The 17,538-nt window shown below is 68.6% G+C and carries 16 protein-coding genes; 14 read left to right on the forward strand and 2 right to left on the reverse strand.

Annotated elements, in window-relative coordinates:
- Window positions 1-49: 49 nt before the first annotated feature.
- The 3 genes from gap to EJ913_RS14655 all read left to right on the forward strand — a co-directional run bounded on the left by gap (window position 50) and on the right by EJ913_RS14655 (window position 6,001).
- Window positions 50-1,060 carry a type I glyceraldehyde-3-phosphate dehydrogenase gene (gene gap / locus EJ913_RS14645; protein ID WP_126999085.1) on the forward strand — a complete coding sequence of 337 codons (1,011 nt, stop codon included), beginning with the start codon at window positions 50-52 and terminating at the stop codon, window positions 1,058-1,060.
- Between the two features lie 314 nt (window positions 1,061-1,374).
- The gene (locus EJ913_RS14650; protein WP_126999087.1) at window positions 1,375-3,630 is read left to right on the forward strand and encodes a tetratricopeptide repeat protein; all 2,256 of its coding nucleotides are present in this window, start codon (window positions 1,375-1,377) and stop codon (window positions 3,628-3,630) included.
- A 16-nt stretch (window positions 3,631-3,646) separates the two neighbouring features.
- Window positions 3,647-6,001: a tetratricopeptide repeat protein gene (locus tag EJ913_RS14655; RefSeq protein ID WP_185909781.1), complete on the forward strand. Its 2,355-nt coding sequence runs from the start codon at window positions 3,647-3,649 to the stop codon at window positions 5,999-6,001.
- Window positions 6,002-6,044: 43 nt separating this feature from the next.
- On the opposite strand, the gene EJ913_RS14660 is transcribed toward EJ913_RS14655, so the two are convergent.
- Window positions 6,045-6,392: a type II toxin-antitoxin system HicB family antitoxin gene (locus EJ913_RS14660; RefSeq protein WP_126999091.1), complete on the reverse strand. Its 348-nt coding sequence runs from the start codon at window positions 6,390-6,392 to the stop codon at window positions 6,045-6,047.
- A 198-nt stretch (window positions 6,393-6,590) separates the two neighbouring features.
- Here EJ913_RS14660 and EJ913_RS14665 point away from each other — a divergent pair, with 198 nt between their 5' ends.
- The 6 genes from EJ913_RS14665 to EJ913_RS14690 all read left to right on the forward strand — a co-directional run bounded on the left by EJ913_RS14665 (window position 6,591) and on the right by EJ913_RS14690 (window position 11,630).
- Window positions 6,591-7,007: a hypothetical protein gene (locus EJ913_RS14665; RefSeq protein WP_126999094.1), complete on the forward strand. Its 417-nt coding sequence runs from the start codon at window positions 6,591-6,593 to the stop codon at window positions 7,005-7,007.
- A gap of 117 nt (window positions 7,008-7,124) precedes the next feature.
- On the forward strand, window positions 7,125-7,382 hold the full coding sequence (locus EJ913_RS14670; RefSeq protein ID WP_126999096.1) for a hypothetical protein: 258 nt from the start codon (window positions 7,125-7,127) through the stop codon (window positions 7,380-7,382).
- 178 nt (window positions 7,383-7,560) lie between these two features.
- Window positions 7,561-8,490, forward strand: a complete 930-nt coding sequence (locus tag EJ913_RS14675) for a class I fructose-bisphosphate aldolase (RefSeq protein ID WP_126999098.1) — start codon at window positions 7,561-7,563, stop codon at window positions 8,488-8,490.
- Between the two features lie 3 nt (window positions 8,491-8,493).
- Window positions 8,494-9,240, forward strand: a complete 747-nt coding sequence (thiE, locus tag EJ913_RS14680) for a thiamine phosphate synthase (RefSeq protein WP_126999100.1) — start codon at window positions 8,494-8,496, stop codon at window positions 9,238-9,240.
- Between the two features lie 25 nt (window positions 9,241-9,265).
- Window positions 9,266-10,072: a TSUP family transporter gene (locus EJ913_RS14685; protein WP_126999102.1), complete on the forward strand. Its 807-nt coding sequence runs from the start codon at window positions 9,266-9,268 to the stop codon at window positions 10,070-10,072.
- A 232-nt stretch (window positions 10,073-10,304) separates the two neighbouring features.
- On the forward strand, window positions 10,305-11,630 hold the full coding sequence (locus EJ913_RS14690) for an OmpP1/FadL family transporter (RefSeq protein ID WP_244939359.1): 1,326 nt from the start codon (window positions 10,305-10,307) through the stop codon (window positions 11,628-11,630).
- Window positions 11,631-11,709: 79 nt separating this feature from the next.
- Here EJ913_RS14690 and epmA read toward each other — a convergent pair whose 3' ends face one another.
- Window positions 11,710-12,756 carry an EF-P lysine aminoacylase EpmA gene (epmA, locus tag EJ913_RS14695; protein WP_126999106.1) on the reverse strand — a complete coding sequence of 349 codons (1,047 nt, stop codon included), beginning with the start codon at window positions 12,754-12,756 and terminating at the stop codon, window positions 11,710-11,712.
- 245 nt (window positions 12,757-13,001) lie between these two features.
- On the opposite strand from epmA, the gene EJ913_RS14700 reads away from it, so the two are divergent.
- From EJ913_RS14700 to EJ913_RS14720, 5 genes are all read left to right on the forward strand, one after another.
- The gene (locus EJ913_RS14700) at window positions 13,002-13,784 is read left to right on the forward strand and encodes a calcium-binding protein (protein ID WP_185909782.1); all 783 of its coding nucleotides are present in this window, start codon (window positions 13,002-13,004) and stop codon (window positions 13,782-13,784) included.
- 114 nt (window positions 13,785-13,898) lie between these two features.
- Window positions 13,899-14,465, forward strand: coding sequence for an elongation factor P (gene efp, locus EJ913_RS14705; RefSeq protein ID WP_126999110.1), 567 nt, complete (start codon window positions 13,899-13,901; stop codon window positions 14,463-14,465).
- Window positions 14,466-14,564: 99 nt separating this feature from the next.
- Window positions 14,565-15,386 carry an inositol monophosphatase family protein gene (locus EJ913_RS14710; RefSeq protein WP_126999112.1) on the forward strand — a complete coding sequence of 274 codons (822 nt, stop codon included), beginning with the start codon at window positions 14,565-14,567 and terminating at the stop codon, window positions 15,384-15,386.
- 171 nt (window positions 15,387-15,557) lie between these two features.
- A complete protein-coding gene (locus EJ913_RS14715) occupies window positions 15,558-16,310 on the forward strand; it encodes an OmpA family protein (protein WP_244939360.1) in 753 nt (250 codons plus the stop codon).
- Window positions 16,311-16,331: 21 nt separating this feature from the next.
- Window positions 16,332-17,522 (forward strand): flagellar motor protein MotA, encoded by a 1,191-nt coding sequence (locus EJ913_RS14720; RefSeq protein WP_126999114.1) that lies wholly within the window; start codon window positions 16,332-16,334, stop codon window positions 17,520-17,522.
- The last annotated feature ends 16 nt before the right edge of the window (window positions 17,523-17,538 follow it).

Here is a 17,538-nt window from a genome sequence, read left to right on the forward strand (position 1 = left end):
GGGGCGTCCGGCCGATCTGGACGCCCTCGATTCCAAACTGGAGGAAGACATGGCTGTTCGGGTAGCGATCAACGGTTTTGGCCGCATCGGCCGTCTGGTTCTGCGCGCCATCTACGAGAGCGGCCGCACCGATGTGGAAGTCGTGGCGATCAACGACCTCGCCGACTTGCACGCCAACGCGCATCTGCTGAAGTATGACAGCGTCCATGGCCGCTTCCCCGGCACCATCGAGACCCGCGACGGCGTCCTGATCGTCAACGGCCACGAAATCAAGGTCGTGCAGGAGCGTGATCCCGCCAAGCTGCCCTGGAAGGATCTGAACATCCAGATCGCCATGGAATGCTCGGGCATCTTCACCAAGCGCGCCGACGCCGCCAAGCACCTGGAAGCGGGCGCCGAGAAGGTGCTGATCTCCGCCCCGGCGACCGACGAGGACATCACCGTCGTCTACGGCGTGAACCACGACCAGTTGAAGGCCGAGCACCGCATCGTCTCCAACGCCTCCTGCACCACCAACTGCCTGGCGCCGGTCGCCTTCGTGCTGAACAATCTGGTCGGCATCGAAAAGGGCTTCATGACGACGATCCACTCCTACACGGGTGACCAGCGCATCGTCGACACCAACCACAAGGATCTGCACCGCGCCCGCGCGGCGGCCTTGAACCTGATCCCGACCTCGACCGGCGCCGCCAAGGCCGTCGGCAAGGTGCTGCCGGAACTCAAGGGCAAGCTGGACGGCACCTCGATCCGCGTGCCCTCGCCCAACGTCTCGGTGGTGGACTTCAAGTTCAACACCAAGCGCGCCACCACGGTGGAGGAAATCAGCAAGGCCATCAGCGACGCCGCCGCCGAAGGCCCGCTGAAGGGCATCCTGACCGCCTACAGCGAAGACCTCGTGTCGACCGATTTCAACCACGACCCGAGCAGCTCGATCTTCGCGCTGAACGAGACCAAGGTGATCGACGGCAACTTCGTCCGCATCATGACCTGGTACGACAACGAGTGGGGCTTCTCCAACCGGATGAGCGACACCGCCATCGCCATGGCGAACGCGAAGTAAGACACTCCTCCGGTCCTCCGGATGCCGAAAGGGCGCCCTCTTCGCGGGGGCGCCTTTTTTCGTCTGGCCGGAGCGCCCTTCGATGCGGCGACATGGCCTGAAACCGGCATGATCGCACCCCCGAATTCCTCGCCATCAACGGATGCGGGTGTCCCGGGAAAAGGCCGCGACCGAGAGCGTGCGCACGCCTCGGAAAATTCAACCAATCCAGGCTTTCCAACGGTTACAGCGAGTCGGACCGGTCTTTTGATGGCGACACTGAACAATTTGTTGCGCTATCGTCGTACCTCTGTCGGAGAGTACGCATCCACCCCATGGCAAGCATCACCGAAGCGCTCAAAGCCGCCCTGGATTTGCACGGTGCCGGTCGACTGGATGAGGCCGCCACGCTGTACGGCCGGATCCTGTCCGTCGATCCCGAGCACGCCCGCACGCTTTACTTCGCCGGCACATTGCTGTGCCAGCAGGGTCGCTTCGCCGACGCCCGTGGCCTGTTGGTGCGGGCGCTGGCCCAGGAACCGGACCTTGTGGCCGCCCACGCCAATCTGGCGAAGATCGACGCCGGAGCGGACGACTGGAACGATGCCTTGGCGGGTTGCCGCCGCATCGTCGCGCTCGCTCCCGCCGACGCGCCGGCCTGGGAGTTGCTGGGCACGGCGGAACGCCGGAACGGGAGGGCCGACGACGCCATCGCCGCTCTGAGGCGTGCTCATCGCCTCGTTCCAGGAACCGATGGCTCAAAGCTCGGCCTGCTGCTGTTCGAGCGTGGCCGCGCCCACCTGGACGCGCGCCGAAACGCGGCGGCACTGGCGGATCTGACGGCCGCCGCCGCCCTGATGCCCTTCGATCCCGAGTTGGGTTTTGCGCGGGCCACGGCGCTGGTCGAACTCGGTCGGGACACCGAGGCCGTCGCGCTGTGCGAGCGCCTGATGGCTTGGAGCCCGGCGGAGCCTCCGCTTCTGCACAATCTCGGTGTCGCCCTGATGCGGACCGGACGGGCGGACGCCCGGCTGAACGTCCTGCGGCGCGCCAGCGCCCTCGATCCGGACAATCCGGAACCATGCCACGCGCTGGCGGCGGCGTTCGACGGCCGCGATCCGGAGGAAGCCCGTCGCTGGTCCACCCGTGCCCTTTCGCTCAAACTGCACGCGGTTGCCTCACCCGTGCCGCCCGTCACCCTCCCGCCGGCCTCGACGACCGGACGCACGCTCGACGTGGTGAGCTTCAGCCTGTGGGGACGGCTGGAGCTTTACTGCGGCGGCGCGCTGGAGAACGCGCGGCGCATTCCAAGAGAACTGCCCGGCTGGCGCTGCCGCTTCTATCACGACGATTCGGTCCCCGCGCATGTCCTGGCGGAACTGACGTCACTGGGCGCCGAATTGGTCGGGATGCCGAACGCCTCCACCGACCGGCAGGGACTGTTTTGGCGCTTCTTCGTCGCCGACGATCCAACGGTCCGGCGTTTCCTGTGCCGGGACTGCGATTCCCGGACAACCGCGCGGGAACACGCGGCGGTGAGGGCGTGGCTGGACTCCGGGCTGCCCTTCCACGTCATGCGCGACCATGTCATGCACATGGAGCCGGTCATGGGTGGCATGTGGGGCGGAGTGGCCGGCCACCTGCCCCCGCTGCGGCCCCAAGTCGACCGCTTCACGGCCAGCCGCTCCGGCCGCTGGGACGACCAGCATTTCCTGGCGGAATGGCTGTGGCCGCGCATCGCCGGCCGCGTCCTGGTCCACGACGACCTGCATGGCGCGCTGGGGCAGCCCTTTCCCGAACCGATGGCGGCTGGCGACTCCCATGTCGGCGCCAAACTGTTCCCTCTCGTCCGCCTGTGGGAAACCCGCGCGGCCATCGAGGCGGAACTGGACGACGCGCCGGGACGCCATGGCCGCCTCGTCTTTCCGGCGGCCGCCCCGCATATCGGGGACTCCCTCGAAACTCTGGGTGAGTGGCTGGAGATCGAGACCGCGCTGTGCGCCCGTTTCCTAAAACCGGGCGGCATGGCGTTGGACGCCAGCGCCGGAATCGGCGCCCATGCCTTGGCCTTCGCGAAGGCCGTCGGGCCTCGGGGGCAAATTCTGGCGGTCGAGCCGTCGCCCGGATTGTTCGCCTGTCTGGTCCGCAGTCTCGCGTTGAACGGAGAGGCTCCCATCGCCGTCTGCCGGACCCTGCCCGAAGCGGTCTCACGGCCGCCATCGCACGGGCGCGTCGATCTGGTGCGGGCGACGCTGGCCAGCGCCGACGCCGCGCTGGACCCTCTCATCCTGGAAATCGCCGCCCGGCATCGCCCCGCCTTCTATTTCCGCATCGCCGGAGATGGAGCGCAGCGCGATGCCGCGACCCGGCTGATGCCGCTTGGCTATCGCCTGTGGTGGCACATCGCGCCCGTCTTCAACCCGGCCAACCGGAAGGGACGGGTTGGCACCCCGTTCCCCGGCTTGGTGTCCATCAACACGCTGGCCCTGCCGGACGAACGCGGCGACTCCACGCCGGGTCTCACCCGGATCGATACGCCCGACTCCTCATGGCAGGAGGCGGCTTGGCGCGTCACCTGCGATGGGCTCTGAAAGAAGGAGGGAGAGCATGGCCGCCATCGGGAAGGCGCTGCTGGCGGCGTTGGAGCATCTGGAAGCCGGCCGGCTCTCCAAAACCGAAACGTTGTGCCGCCGTATTCTGAGCGCGGCTCCAAAACAGGCGGACGCTTGGCATCTCGCCGGGCTGGCCGCCGCGAGGGCCGGACGGCTGGCCGAGGCCCGCAAGCGCCTTGCCACGGCGGTCCGTCACGCGCCCGACCGCAACGACCTGCGCCTCAACCATGTGACGGCGCTCGCCGCGTCGGGAATGCCGAGTGCCGATGCGCTGCGGTTGACCTTGGCGCTGGAGCCGGCGCGGGACGATCTGTGGGCCGCCTTGGCCGCCGCCGCCGCGCATGAGGAGGGAACCGCCGCGACGGTCGGCCCTTGGCGGGCGCTGGCCGGGCTGCGGCCGGCGGACGGGACCTTGCGTTACAATTTTGGCGTCGCCCTCCATGAAGCCGGCCATCTTCACAAGGCCGTGACCGCCTACAGGGAGGCCACGCGCCTGTCTCCGTTTCTGGAGGAGGCGCATTTCAACCATGCCAACGCGCTGCGCGATCTGGGCGACCGGCGGGCGGCCGCCCTCGCCTACCGGGCCGCGTTGGCGATCGCTCCCGCCTCGCCGGGCGCCGCGCGGAATCTTGGCCTCCTGCTGATGCCGACGGATCCTCGCGCCGCCACCGCCGCTTTTCGCATCGCGGCCCGCGTCGAGCCGGAACGGGTCGGGGGCGCGCTCGATGTCGCTACGGCCCTGTTGGCGTCGGGCGATCCGGCCGGCGCGCTGACGGCCTTCGACGAGGCCCTGGCCCGGCATCCCGAATGCTCCGTCGGACACAACGGACGGGCGCTCGCCCTGCGCGACCTGGGACGATCCGGCGATCCGGCGACGGCGCGCGCGCTGGCCCTCGACCCGGGCATGGCCGAGGCATGGGTCAACCGGGCGCAAGGCTGGCTCGACCTTGGGCGCCCCAGCGACGCCGGGATCGGCAGCCGGCGGGCGCTGCGCCTGCGCTCCGACTATCCCGCGGCGCTGGATCTTCTGGCCCGCTCCCTCCACGCCTCCGGTCATCCCGAACGGGCGATGATGGTCCTCCGCCGCATGATCGCCGTCACGCCGGCCCTGCCTCCTGCTCTGCACAGCAATCGGTTGCTGATCCAGCAGAGCGATCCCGCTTCCGATTGGCGCGTTCTGCTGGCGGAGCATCGGCGCTGGAATCAACTGCACGCTCCGCCACCCGGCACGCGTCCCCTCCCCTCCAGGAGAGAAGCATCCGGCAAGCTTCTGCGCATCGGCTACCTGTCCGCCGATTTCCGCGCCCATTCGGTGATGGCCTTCTTCGAATCCCTGCTGGCGGCGCACGACCGGCGGGTTGTTCACACCGTCTGCTACGCCGCGGCCCGCCGTCCCGACCCGACGACCGTCCGGCTGCAAGCGCTGGCGGATGAGTGGCGTGACGTGGCCGGGCTCGGCGACGAGGCTCTGGCCGCGCTGATCCGGGCCGATGGGATCGACGCGTTGATCGATTTGGGCGGACACACAGGGGGGAACCGCCTCGGCGTGTTGGCGCTGGCGCCCGCACCGGTGCGGCTGACGGCCATCGGCTATCCCGGCACGACTGGGCTGCCGCTCGAAGGCCGGCTCGCCGATCCGATCATCGAACCGCCGGACAGCCGGGACCGGAGTTCGGAGGGGCCGGTTTATCTGCCCGACGGTTTCCTCCGCTACCGCCCGCCGGAGGATGCACCCGATCCGCAACCACGAAGCGGGCAAGGGACAACGGTCACCTTCGGGTCGTTCAATGCGTTGGGCAAGCTGACAAGGGCCGTGGTCGAGGCCTGGGCCGGCATCCTGTCGGCCGTGCCGGATTCCCGGCTTCTGCTGAAAAGCTCCGGGTTGGGCGACCCGGCGGTCCGCGAGGATCTCCGCGCACGCTTCATCGCCCATGGGGTGGCGCCCGACCGCCTCGAATTCCTGGGGTGGACCGCCAACCGGGCCGATCACCTGGCGTTGTACAGCCGGATCGACGTCGGCCTCGACCCTTTTCCCTACAACGGCACCACCACGACCTGCGAGGCGCTGTGGATGGGGGTGCCGGTGGTGACGCTGGCGGGCGGGCGGCACGCCGCGCGGGTGGGAGTCGCGCTGTTGACCCGCGTCGGGCTGACGGACCTGATCGCACCGACCCTTCAGGACTACCGGGAGATCGCCGCAAGCCTCGCCGCCGACGCGCCGCGTCGCGCCGAACTGCGGCTGGAACTGCGCCGCCGCATGCGCGACGGTCCGTTGGGGGACGCGGCCGGGCTGGCGCGGGCGGTGGAGGCCGCCTGCCTTCACCTGCTGGAGGCGGCTCCGTGTTCGTGATTCCCCGCCGGCGGGCTTGGGGCCGGTGCCGGACGGCGGCGCCCTATCCCCCCGTCTTGACCGTGTTCACCCCGGCGGCCCGGCTCAGACACTCGGCGATCCAGGCGGCGACGCTCTTGCCTTCCCGCTCCGCGCAATCCGCGATGGCCCGGTGCAGGATCGGATTCACGCGGATCGCGAGACGACCGGAGAAGGGCTGCTCCGCGTCGCCGCCCATGTCGCAGGACAGTTCCAGATAGTCATCGACCGCGCGGTGGAAGGAATTGCGCAGTTCCTCGACCGACCGACCGGAGAACGTGATGCCATCGTGTGTGTTGATGACCTCGCCAACGAAGATTCCGGCTTCGCTGTCGAAATCGATTTGGCCTTTGTAGCCCTTGTATTCCATCATCGTGGCGTTCCCGAGGGAGGCAGTCCCGAAAGTCCGAGCGGCCGAAGACATCAGCGACCGCATGACGCAGACCATAGCGTGGGAATGATCCGGGGCGGTTTGACCTGCCTCAATTTTTGCAACCGGACTTTGGACTTGCACCCGAGGCGGTGAAATTAGCCCTTCTTTGTTCCCGCTTCCCCTCCGAAAGGCCGCCGCATGACCGCCATCGTTCCGCCGCTCAAGCCCATCCGCGTCCATGGCCTCGCCGACGCGCGGGTGGCGGCGGCGGCGGCGGCGGCTCTGGGCGTTTCCGTGACCCTGCTCGCCGACGGCGCCTGCGGCGCGGCGTGGCTGTTGGCCTTGGCCGGCCGCGCGATGCGTGAGCACCCTTCGGTCGCCGTCACCGCTCTGCTCGACTGCGGCGACCGGGCCGGGGAGGCGCAAGGCGCGCTGGCGGCCGGCGTGCCCCTGGTGATGTTCACCGGCCCGCCCGGCCCGGCGGCCCGGCTGGCGGCGATCGCCGAGGCACACGGCGCGGCACTTCTGACGGAAGTCCCACCCACCCTCGACCAAAGAAAGAGCCGCGATCCGGTGACGGCCTGCCGGGATTGGCTTTCGGCGCCCTACCATTGACCGTGGGAATACCGCTTTTTCGCCCAGCGATGGCGCGCAAAAGGGGTGTAGCATCTCAATGGGGCCGCCCATGCGGCGACCGAGCTCAAAATTCCCCTACCCGATGGTCCATGTCCGATGACCAGCACGATCATCCTGCCGCCGGAGCATGAGACCGGCCAATCCACCATGGTGCCGTCCGCCGTGCTGCACGGCGGGTCGGGTGCGCCGGCCCACAACGGCGGGCGCGGCACGCCGTTTCCCGAACCGCGGGTCGACAAGCTGCGCGGCCTGCGGCTGGTCGCCTTGTGGACGACGTTGACGCTCGGGGCCTGGGCGGTGCTGGGCGGGGCCGGATACGGCCTCTACGTCGTGGTGCATTCCTTCCTTCTGTAACCCTTTCGCGACCCGGCGCCGCAATTCGGCCGAGCCCCTTCGGCCGGTTGCTCTGGCCGGGCGTCCTAGGCTCTTCGACGGGGAAACGGACCGGTTTACGCCCCTCCCGCCGTTGCAAAACCGGCTTTTCTGGGCTAAGACGGCGCCATTCCAGAAAAGCCCCAGGGGAAGAGCCACAATGAAGCTCACGCGCCGCGTCAAAGAAATTCTCGCCAACTACGAGAGCGACAATCCCGGCACCAAGGCGAACCTCGCCCGCATCCTGATGGAAGGCAAGCTGGGCGGCTCCGGCAAGCTGGTGATCCTGCCCGTCGACCAGGGCTTCGAGCACGGGCCCGCCCGCAGCTTCGGCCCGAACGACGCCGGCTACGACCCGCACTACCACTACCAGCTCGCCATCGACGCCGGCTGCAACGCCTACGCCGCCCCCCTGGGCTCGCTGGAGGCCGGCGCCGGCACCTTCGCCGGCTCGATCCCGCTCATCCTCAAGATGAACAGCGCCAACAGCCTGTCCACCCAGAAGGAAGCGGCCGACCAGGCGGTGACCGCCTCGGTGCAGGACGCGCTGCGCATCGGCGCCTCGGCCATCGGCTTCACGATCTACCCCGGCTCCGACTGCATGTACGACCAGTACGAGGAGTTCCGCGAGCTGTCGAAGGAGGCCAAGTCCTACGGCCTCGCCACCGTGCTGTGGTCCTACCCGCGCGGCGGCGCCGTCACCAAGGACGGTGAGCTGGCGATCGACGTGATCGGCTACGCCGCCCACATGGCCGCCCTGCTCGGCGCCCACATCATCAAGGTGAAGCTGCCCTCGGCCACGCTGGAACAGCCCGAAGCCAAGAAGATCTACGAGTCCAAGCAGATCGCCATCGCCACCCAGGCCGAGCGCGTGAAGCACATCATGCAGTGCGCCTTCAACGGCCGCCGCATCGTGGTCTTCTCCGGCGGCGCCACCAAGGGCGAGGACGCGGTGTTCGAGGACGCCCGCGCCATCCGCGACGGCGGCGGCAACGGTTCGATCATCGGCCGCAACGCCTTCCAGCGCCCGCGCGAGGACGCCCTCAAGCTGCTCGACCGGATCATGAAGATCTATCAGGGCCGGGAGTAACACTTGGCCAAGGGAAAGCCGTCCCAGGCGGAACCGTCCGCCTGCCGACTGTACCTCGTGACGCCGCCGGCCCTGGTGCCGGCGGCGTTCGCGCCGCTTCTGGTCGAGGCTCTCGACGCCGGCGACGTCGCCTGCGTCCAGCTTCGCCTGAAGGATTGTTCCGACGACGAGATCCGCCGGGCCTGCGACGCCCTGCGCCCCATCGCGCAGGAGCGCGAGGTCGCCTTCATCCTGAACGACCACCCGAGGCTGGCCCGCGAGATGGGCTGCGACGGTGTGCATGTCGGGCAGGGCGACACGCCCTACCGCGACGCGCGCAAGATCATGGGCAACGACGCCATCGTCGGCGTGACCTGCCACGACAGCCGCCACCTCGCCATGGTCGCGGCGGAGGACGGGGCCGACTACGTCGCCTTCGGGGCGTTCTTCCCCACCGACACCAAGCTCACCGAGCACCACGCCGCGCCTGAGCTCCTGAACTGGTGGTCCGAGCTGATGGAGGTCCCCTGCGTCGCCATCGGCGGAATCACCGCCGCCAACTGCGCGCCGCTGGTGTCGGCCGGCGCCGATTTCCTGGCGGTGGTCAACGCCGTCTGGGGTCATCCGGGCGGGCCGGGGGCCGGGGTCAAGGCGTTGAACGCCGCCATCGCCGCCGCGCCCAGCGACTGGGTCATCGACACCGCCAGCGATGCGGCCACCATCGCGGCCGACGACGCCACCTCCACACCCGACGGGTCCGACGCCGGCTGAAGCCGTCGCAGGGCATGGACACATCATGGATTTGCTGACGCCCGAGGTGCTGGGCACGTTGTTCGCCGTGGGCCTGCTCGCGGGATTCATCGACGCCATCGCGGGTGGCGGCGGGCTGCTGACCATCCCGGCTTTGCTCGCCGCCGGCATCACCCCGGCCGAAGCGCTGGCGACGGGCAAGCTGCAATCCAGCTTCGGGTCGCTGTCGGCCACCATCAAGTTCGTCCGCCGGGGCGAGGTGCATCCGGGCGCCATGCGCACGATGATCGCCTGCACCTTCGTCGGTTCGGGGCTGGGCGCCATCCTGGTGCAACTGCTCGATTCGAGCTTCCTGCGCGACGTCATCCCGATCCTGCTGATCGGCATCGCCCTCTACCTGCTGCTGTCGCCCAAGGCCGGTGACATCGACGCGCACCAGCGCATCGGCGAACACAGCTTCGCCTTCGCCATCGGCACGGGAATCGGCTTCTACGACGGCTTCTTCGGGCCGGGAACCGGCACCTTCTTCAGCATCGCCTTCGTCTCGCTGCTCGGCCACAACCTGCGCAAGGCCACCGCCCACACCAAGGTGCTGAACCTGACCAGCAACATCGCGGCGCTGGTCTTCTTCATCATCGGCGGCCACGTGCTGTGGACCGTCGGGCTGCTGATGGGGGTCGGCCAGTACATCGGCGCGCAGTTGGGCGCCCACATGGTCATCCGCAACGGCGCGCGAATCGTCCGGCCGATGCTGATCGTCGCCTCCGTCGCCATCACCGCCAAGCTGGTGTGGAGCGACGAGCACAACATCCTGCGCGAGGCGTTCCTCGCCCTGACCGGCCTGTTCGCCTAAAGCCCGCCGTACCCTTCTCCCCACACGGTCGCGCAACGTCTCAGCGTTGCCGAAATGGGACAGTTTTTCCCGAAAATCATGACCTCGACGATGCGCCGGCTGGCTGGCGCGTCGCGCCGATGGCATTGTTTGTACGTATAATCAATTAAGTTCCGGCGCCCCTCTTTACGTAAGCGTCAGTTTGTGTATCATAGCGTCAACAACACAATCTGGGGAAGGAACCATGTCCACCATGACGCTGAGACTCCGTCTGCTCACCGCCGCCGCCGCGATCGCCCTGACCGCTCCCGTCGCCGCCCCCTCCTCCGTCCTCGCCGCCGGTTTCGCGTTGAAGGAGCAGAGCGTGTCCGGCCAGGGCACGGCCTATGCCGGCGTGACGGCGGGCGGCAACGGTGACGCCAGCGCCATGTTCTACAACCCGGCCACCATGGGGCTGGTCAGCGGCACCCAGTTCGTGCAGACCGCGTCGGGCATCCTGGTGAAGTCCAAGGTCGAGGACGCGCGGTCCACCCGCGCCGCGCGGCTGGGCGGCACCGCCATCGCCGGCAACTCCTCGCCGGGCGACATCGCGCAGGACGCCATCATTCCCGCCGGGTATTTCGTCTATTCGATCAACGACGACCTGAAGGTCGGCCTCTCGGCGAACGGCCCCTGGGGTCTGGTGACCGATTACGGCGACAACTGGATCGGCCGCTACCACGGCATCCGCTCGGATCTGAAGACCTACAACTTCACCCCCACCGTGTCCTACCGGATCAACCCGATGATCACGCTGGGCGGCGGCGTCCAGATCCAGTACGCCAAGGCGAAGCTGTCGCAGGCGTCGGACTTCGGCGCCAGCCGGCTCGGCCGTCCGGGCGCGCTGGACGTGACCAGCGACGTGACCGGCGACGACTGGGGCTGGGGCTTCACGCTCGGCGCGCTGATCGAGCCGGTCAAGGGCACCCGCGTCGGCCTCGCCTACCGCTCGGCGGTCAAGCACCGGCTGACCGGCAACATCTCCTTCACCGGCCTGCCGGCGGCCCTCGCCCCGCTGCTGCCGACCCAGAGCGCCAACGCCGACCTGACCACCCCCGACATCGCCTCCATCGGTCTGTACCACGAGGTCAACGACCGCTGGGCGGTGATGGCCGACGTGCAGTGGACCAACTGGTCGCGCTTCAAGGAGCTGCGCGTCAACATCGCCAACCCGGCGCTATCCTCGCTGACCGAGGAGCATTGGAAGGACACGTGGTATTACGCGCTCGGCACCTCCTACAAGGTGACCGACGACCTGACGCTGCGCGGCGGCGTCGCCTTCGACAAGGGCTCGGTCGACGTGGATTACCGCACCCCGCGCATTCCCGAGCAGAACCGCTATTGGCTGTCGGTCGGCGCCGGCTACAAGGTGACCGAGTCGCTGCATGTCGACGCCGCCTACTCGCACGTCTTCATCCCCAAGACCTCGATCGCCCTGACCGACGACCTGACCGGCCCCGAAGCCGGGCGCGGCAATTTGTCGGCCAACTACAAGAGCAGCATCGACATCATCGGCCTCCAGGCCCGCCTGTCGTTCTGATTTTCCGGCCATCCGGAGCGCGAAAGGCCGCCGGGGCATCCCCGGCGGCCTTTCGCGCTCCTTACCCGCCCTCAGACGCTCAGGCGCTCGCCACCGGCAGCCACAACACCTGCTCGATGGACTCCGCCCCGCTGCACAGCATCGCCAGCCGGTCGAACCCCATCGCGATGCCGCTGCTTTCCGGCATGCCGTGCTCCAGCGCGGCGAGGAACTCCTCGTCCACCGGGAAACGTTCGCCGTAGAGGCGCTGCTTGAGGTCCATGTCGGCCTCGAAGCGGTCGCGCTGCACCGCCGCGTCGGTCAGTTCGCCGAACGCGTTCGCCAGTTCCAGCCCGCAGGCGTACAGCTCGAACCGCTCGGCCAGCCGGGGGTTGTCAGGCTTGGGCCGAGACAGCGCGGCCATGCACAGCGGGTAGTCGGTCAACACGCAGGGCACGCCCGCCCCCAGATGCGGTTCGATGCGGTCGAACAGGAGGCGGAAGACGATGTCCTCCCAACGGTCCCCGGCGTGCGCCGGGCTGCCGATCCGCGCCGCCTCGGCCGCCAGGGCCGCCGGGTCGGGATCGTGCGAGCCGTCGTAGGTCGCCATCAGGTCGATCCCAGCGTATTCCGCGAAGGCGTCCGGCACGGTGAGGATCCGCCAATCCTGGAACGGGTCGCACTCCATCCCCCGAAAGGCGAAGCGACGCCGGCCGGCGGCCTCCGCCCCGCCGCGCAGCAGATCCTGGCAATCCTCGATCAGCGTGCGGTAGCCCTCCCCCGCCCGGTACCATTCCAGCATCGAGAATTCCGGCGCGTGCGTGCCCGACCGCTCGCCGTTGCGGTAGACGTGGGCCAACTGCCACAGGCGCGGCAGCCCCGCGACCAGCAGCTTCTTCATCGCGAATTCCGGGCTGGTGTGCAGGTATAGCCGGCGGCGGTCGTCGGGATGGGGGCCTTGCAGGTCGGTGGCGAAGGCCTGGAGATGCGGCTCCATCCCCGGCGACACCTGGAGCGCCGGCGTGTCGACCTCGACGAAGGCGCGCTCCTCGAAGAAGCGGCGGACGCTGCCCAGCACCCGCCCGCGCGCGGACAGGAACGGGCGGCGGCGGGCGAACTCCTCGGGGTGCCAGGGCGGGAGCGGCATCGTGCGGGCAACCATGTCGGGTACGGACCATGCTGGAAAGGGGTGCGCGAAAGCGTCGCATCAGACCATCCGCGCCCCCGAACCGCAAGCGCCGCCCACCAATGGGCGGTCCGGTCACGAACAGGGTATCGCCACCGCCCGCCCCTCCCCGTCCCGGCCATCACCCGTCCGCGCGAAAGACAGGCATTTGTCCGAAATTTAGTATCAAGGCCAGGAAAAACCCACCCAAAGCGGAGAACGGAATTATGGCCCTGGTCATCGGATCGACCCTTTTGAACTGGCTGTTCGGCACGTCCGGCGCGGATCTGATGATCGGCAATTCCGGCTTCGACTACATGGACGGCAAGGAGGGCAACGACGTCCAGATCGGGCTCGGCGGCGACGACGAGCTGCGGGCCGGCTACAGCAACGACTGGCTGTTCGGCAACAGCGGCAACGACATCCTCGACGGCAGCGCCGGAGCCGACGTGATGGTCGGCGGCAGTGGCAACGACGTCTATTACTACGACAACCCCAAGGACCGCATCGTCGAGACCCTCTTCGGCGGCACCGACGAGGTGCGCGCCTGGATCGACTGCACCCTGCCCGATCAGGTGGAGAACCTGACCCTGCTGGACAGCGCCACCAAAGGCACCGGCAACGGGCTCGGCAACGTCCTGACCGGCAACGGCTCGGCCAACTATTTGTCAGGCATGGCTGGAGCGGACCGGCTGTTCGGCGGCGCCGGCAACGACACGCTGGACGGCGGCACCGGGGCGGACACGCTGATCGGCGGGATCGGCAACGACCTGCTGATCGGCGGCGCCGGGGCCGACCGCTTCGTCGCGACGGCCGGCGGCGGGGCCGACGTCATCCAGGACTTCAGCTTTGCCCAAGGCGACCGCATCATGCTGACCGACGGCCTGACCTACCGCGTCTCGTCGGACATCCAGGGCAACGCGCTGGTCTCCTTCAACGACGGCGGCTCGATGACGCTGTCCGGCGTCGCGGCGAACCAAGTGAAGACGTCCTGGTTCCAGACCGCCTGAAAAGGGGCGCAAATCGTCCGGATGGGCGGCGGCAAGCCTTGCGCGGCGTTGCCTATGGCGGGTCAAACTGCTAGGGTCCCCGCCGCCCGTATCCTGGAAATCGATGAGTAAGTCATGAAGGTCAACGCCAACACGATGCGCCCCGGCCATGTGCTCGAGCACAACGGCAAGCTCTGGGTCATCACCAAAACCGCCATCGTTCAACCGGGTAAGGGCGGCGCCTTCATCCAGCTTGAAATGAAGGACGTGCGCACCGGCACCAAGTCGACCGACCGCTTCCGCACCCAGGAGACGGTCGAGCGCGCCCGCCTGGACGAGCACGAGATGACCTTCCTGTTCGCCGAGGGTGACAGCTTCACCTTCATGGACAAGGAGACCTTCGAGCAGGTCACCATCGACCGCGAGATTATCGGCGACCCGGCCGTCTTCCTCCAGGACGGCATGGAAGTCACCGTGCAGACCCACGAAGGCAGCCCGCTCGGCGTCGAAATCCCCGGCAAGGTCACGCTGCTGATCACCGAGGCCGACCCGGTGGTGAAGGGCCAGACGGCCTCCTCCTCCTACAAGCCGGCCAAGCTGGAGAACGGCGTGTCGGTGCTGGTTCCGCCGCACATCGACGCCGGCACCCGCATCGTCGTCGACACCGCGTCCGGCGAGTACGTCGAGCGCGCCAAGGACTGACACCGGCAACGGTTCGTCCCGATACCACCGGCTCTCGCAATTCGCGGGGGCCGGTGTATTCTTTTCCGGTTCCCGCACAGCACGGTACAAGACACGGTCATGGCCACCCGCTCCGCTCTCATCAACGTGATGGTCCGCGCCGCTGAAAAAGCGGCCAAGGGTCTCGTCCGCGACTTCGGCGAGGTCGAACACCTCCAGGTCTCGCGCAAGGGGCCGGCGGACTTCGTGTCCAACGCCGACCTCAAGGCCGAGAAGCTCCTGCGCGAGGAATTGCAGAAGGCGCGCCCCGAGTTCGGGTTCCTGATGGAGGAAAGCGGCCAGTCGAAGGGCAGCGACGCCACCGCGCGCTGGATCGTCGACCCGCTGGACGGCACCACCAACTTCCTGCACGGCCTGCCGCACTGGGCGATCTCCATCGCGCTCGAAAAGGCCGGCGAGATCGTGGCCGGCGTCGTGTACGAGCCGATCGGCGACCAGATGTTCTGGGCCGAGAAGGGCCAGGGCAGCTTCGTCAACCACCAGCGCCTGCGCGTCTCCGAGCGCCGCCGTCTGGAAGACTGCCTGCTGGCGACCGGCATCCCGTTCAAGGGGCGCGGCGACCACGCCGGCTTCCTGGCCGAGGCCGAGTCCGTGATGAAGGAGGTCGCCGGCATCCGCCGCTTCGGCGCCGCCTCGCTCGACCTCGCCTATGTCGCGGCCGGCCGTTTCGACGGCTACTGGGAGCGCGGCCTGTCCCCCTGGGACGCGGCGGCCGGCGCCCTGCTGGTGACCGAGGCCGGCGGCTTCGTCGGCGAGATCGGCGGCGGGCGCAACCCGGTGTTCGGCACCTCGATCCTGGCGACCAATTCCCACCTCCAGGTCCCGGTCACCCGCCTGCTGAAGGGTGTGGCCGACAAGCTCAGCCTTTCGGCCAAGGCCTGAGGGGGTCTTCGGGGCTGGGGCAAAGCAGGTCCGGCCCCGCCCCTCGCCCCGAACCCCATTGTCGCGGGAACCGCCGATCGGCTATGGTTCCAGAGCCTTTTGGGGGGTAGTGGGAACATCGTGTTGGACCTTTGGGGTTTCACCGGCCGCATGCGCCGCAGCGGGCCGAGTATGTTTGGACGCACGGGCGCGCTCTGCGCGCTCTGCGCCGCTGCGGCCGTCGTTGCGATGGCGCCGCCCGTCCAAGCGGCCCCGCAGAAGCTGACCTTGGAAAACGCGGCCCCCCTGCCCGTTCCGCCCCGGCCCAACCTCGGTTCGCCCAAGGCGATCAAGGCGCCGCCGCGTTTCGTGACGCCCCAGCTTCTCGACACGCCGCCATTGCCGGAACTGGTCGAAGGGCCGAATCGGCCGTCCCCCGCCGCCAAACCGGCCACCACCCCGAGCGCCGTTCTGTCCCCCACCCCGGCTCCGCCCCCTGCGGTCGCCGCCCGGCCCGGAACGCCAGTTCCTCCCTCCGCCTCCCCGTCCGTGGCACCCACCCCGTCGCGAACGGAGACGGCCTCCCTACCCCCTCCGCCGGACGCGGCACCCCCTGCGGCGAGCGCCACCCCTTCCAGCGTTTTGAGCCTTGTGTTCGATGGGGCCGCCACCAATCTGCCGGATGCGACCGAGACCACGGTCGACCGTATCGTCCAGCGCCTGCGCGCCAGCGATACCGCGCGGTTGCAGTTGCGCTCCTACGCCACCGGAACGAGCGAAACGGCACGCGAGGCGCGGCAGCTCTCCCTGGCCCGCGCCTTGTCGCTGCGCGAACGGTTGACCGCCTTCGGCGTCCGCAGCGGCCGGATCGACGTCCGCGCGCTGGGGATCGACAACAACGGCGGCGATCCCGACCGCATCGACGTCGAGTTCCTGAACGAGTAACGCCACCCGAACCGAGGCCCGATGAGCGCAATCGCACCGCCCCGACCGCTGGAGGTCTCTGCCCTGATGACGCGACCGGAACGCTTCCTGACCCGGATGATCCTGTTCCTGCTCGTGGTGACGGCGGTCTGCGGGCTTCTGTTCCCGGCGCTGCGCTCCGCCTTCATGAACAACGCGGCGCTGAACGGCGTCATCCTGGCGACGCTGCTGGCCGGCATCGCCTTCATCTTCCGCCAAGTCCTGATGCTGCGCCCGGAAGTGGCGTGGCTGGAGAAGTACCAGAGCGGCGTCGCCGTCACCGCCATGGACGAGCCGGTGCTGCTGGCGCCGATGGCCCGCATGCTGGGCGAGCGGCGCGGCCGGCTGACCCTGTCGGCGCTGTCGATGCGCTCGCTGCTCGACGGCATCGCCTCGCGGCTGGACGAATCGCGGGAGCTGTCGCGCTACCTGATCGGGCTGCTGATCTTCCTCGGGCTGCTCGGCACCTTCTGGGGCCTGTTGCACACGGTGCAGTCGGTCGGCGGCGTCATCGGCAGCCTGTCGGTCCATGGCGGCGACGTCGGCGCCATGTTCAGCAACCTGCAACAGGGGCTGGAAGCGCCGCTGGTCGGCATGGGGACCGCGTTCAGCTCCTCGCTGTTCGGTCTGGCCGGGTCGCTGGTGCTGGGCTTCCTGGAACTCCAGGCCAGCCAAGCCCACAACCGCTTCTTCCAGGACCTCGAGGACTGGCTGTCCAGCGCCACCCGCCTGTCGAGCGGCGTCGGCGGCGGGCTGGAGACCGGCGACCACTCGGCACCGGCCTATCTGCACGCCCTGCTGGAGCAGACCGCCGAGAACATGGAAGCGCTCCAGCGCACCGTCGCGACCGCCGAGGAAGGGCGCCGCGCCGCCAACGCCAACCTGATGGCGCTGACCGAGCGGCTGACCACCCTGACCGACCACATGCGGGCCGAACAGCAACTCCTGCTGCGGTTGGGCGAGAACCAACTGGAGATGAAGTCGCTGCTCGACCGGCTGTCGGAGGCCGCCATCGGCGGGTTCGACGACGGCTCGCGCCAGCACCTGCGCAACATGGACATCTATCTGGCTCGGCTGGTCGAGGAATCCTCCAGCGGGCGGGTCCAGTCGGTGCAGGAAATCCGCAGCGAGATCAAGATGCTGGCCCGCACCATCGCGGCGCTGGCCGAAGAGGCCGACCAACCGCAGCGCTGACCCGCCGCCGAACCTG

Source organism: Azospirillum doebereinerae (assembly GCF_003989665.1).
In the GTDB taxonomy this organism is placed as follows: domain Bacteria; phylum Pseudomonadota; class Alphaproteobacteria; order Azospirillales; family Azospirillaceae; genus Azospirillum; species Azospirillum doebereinerae.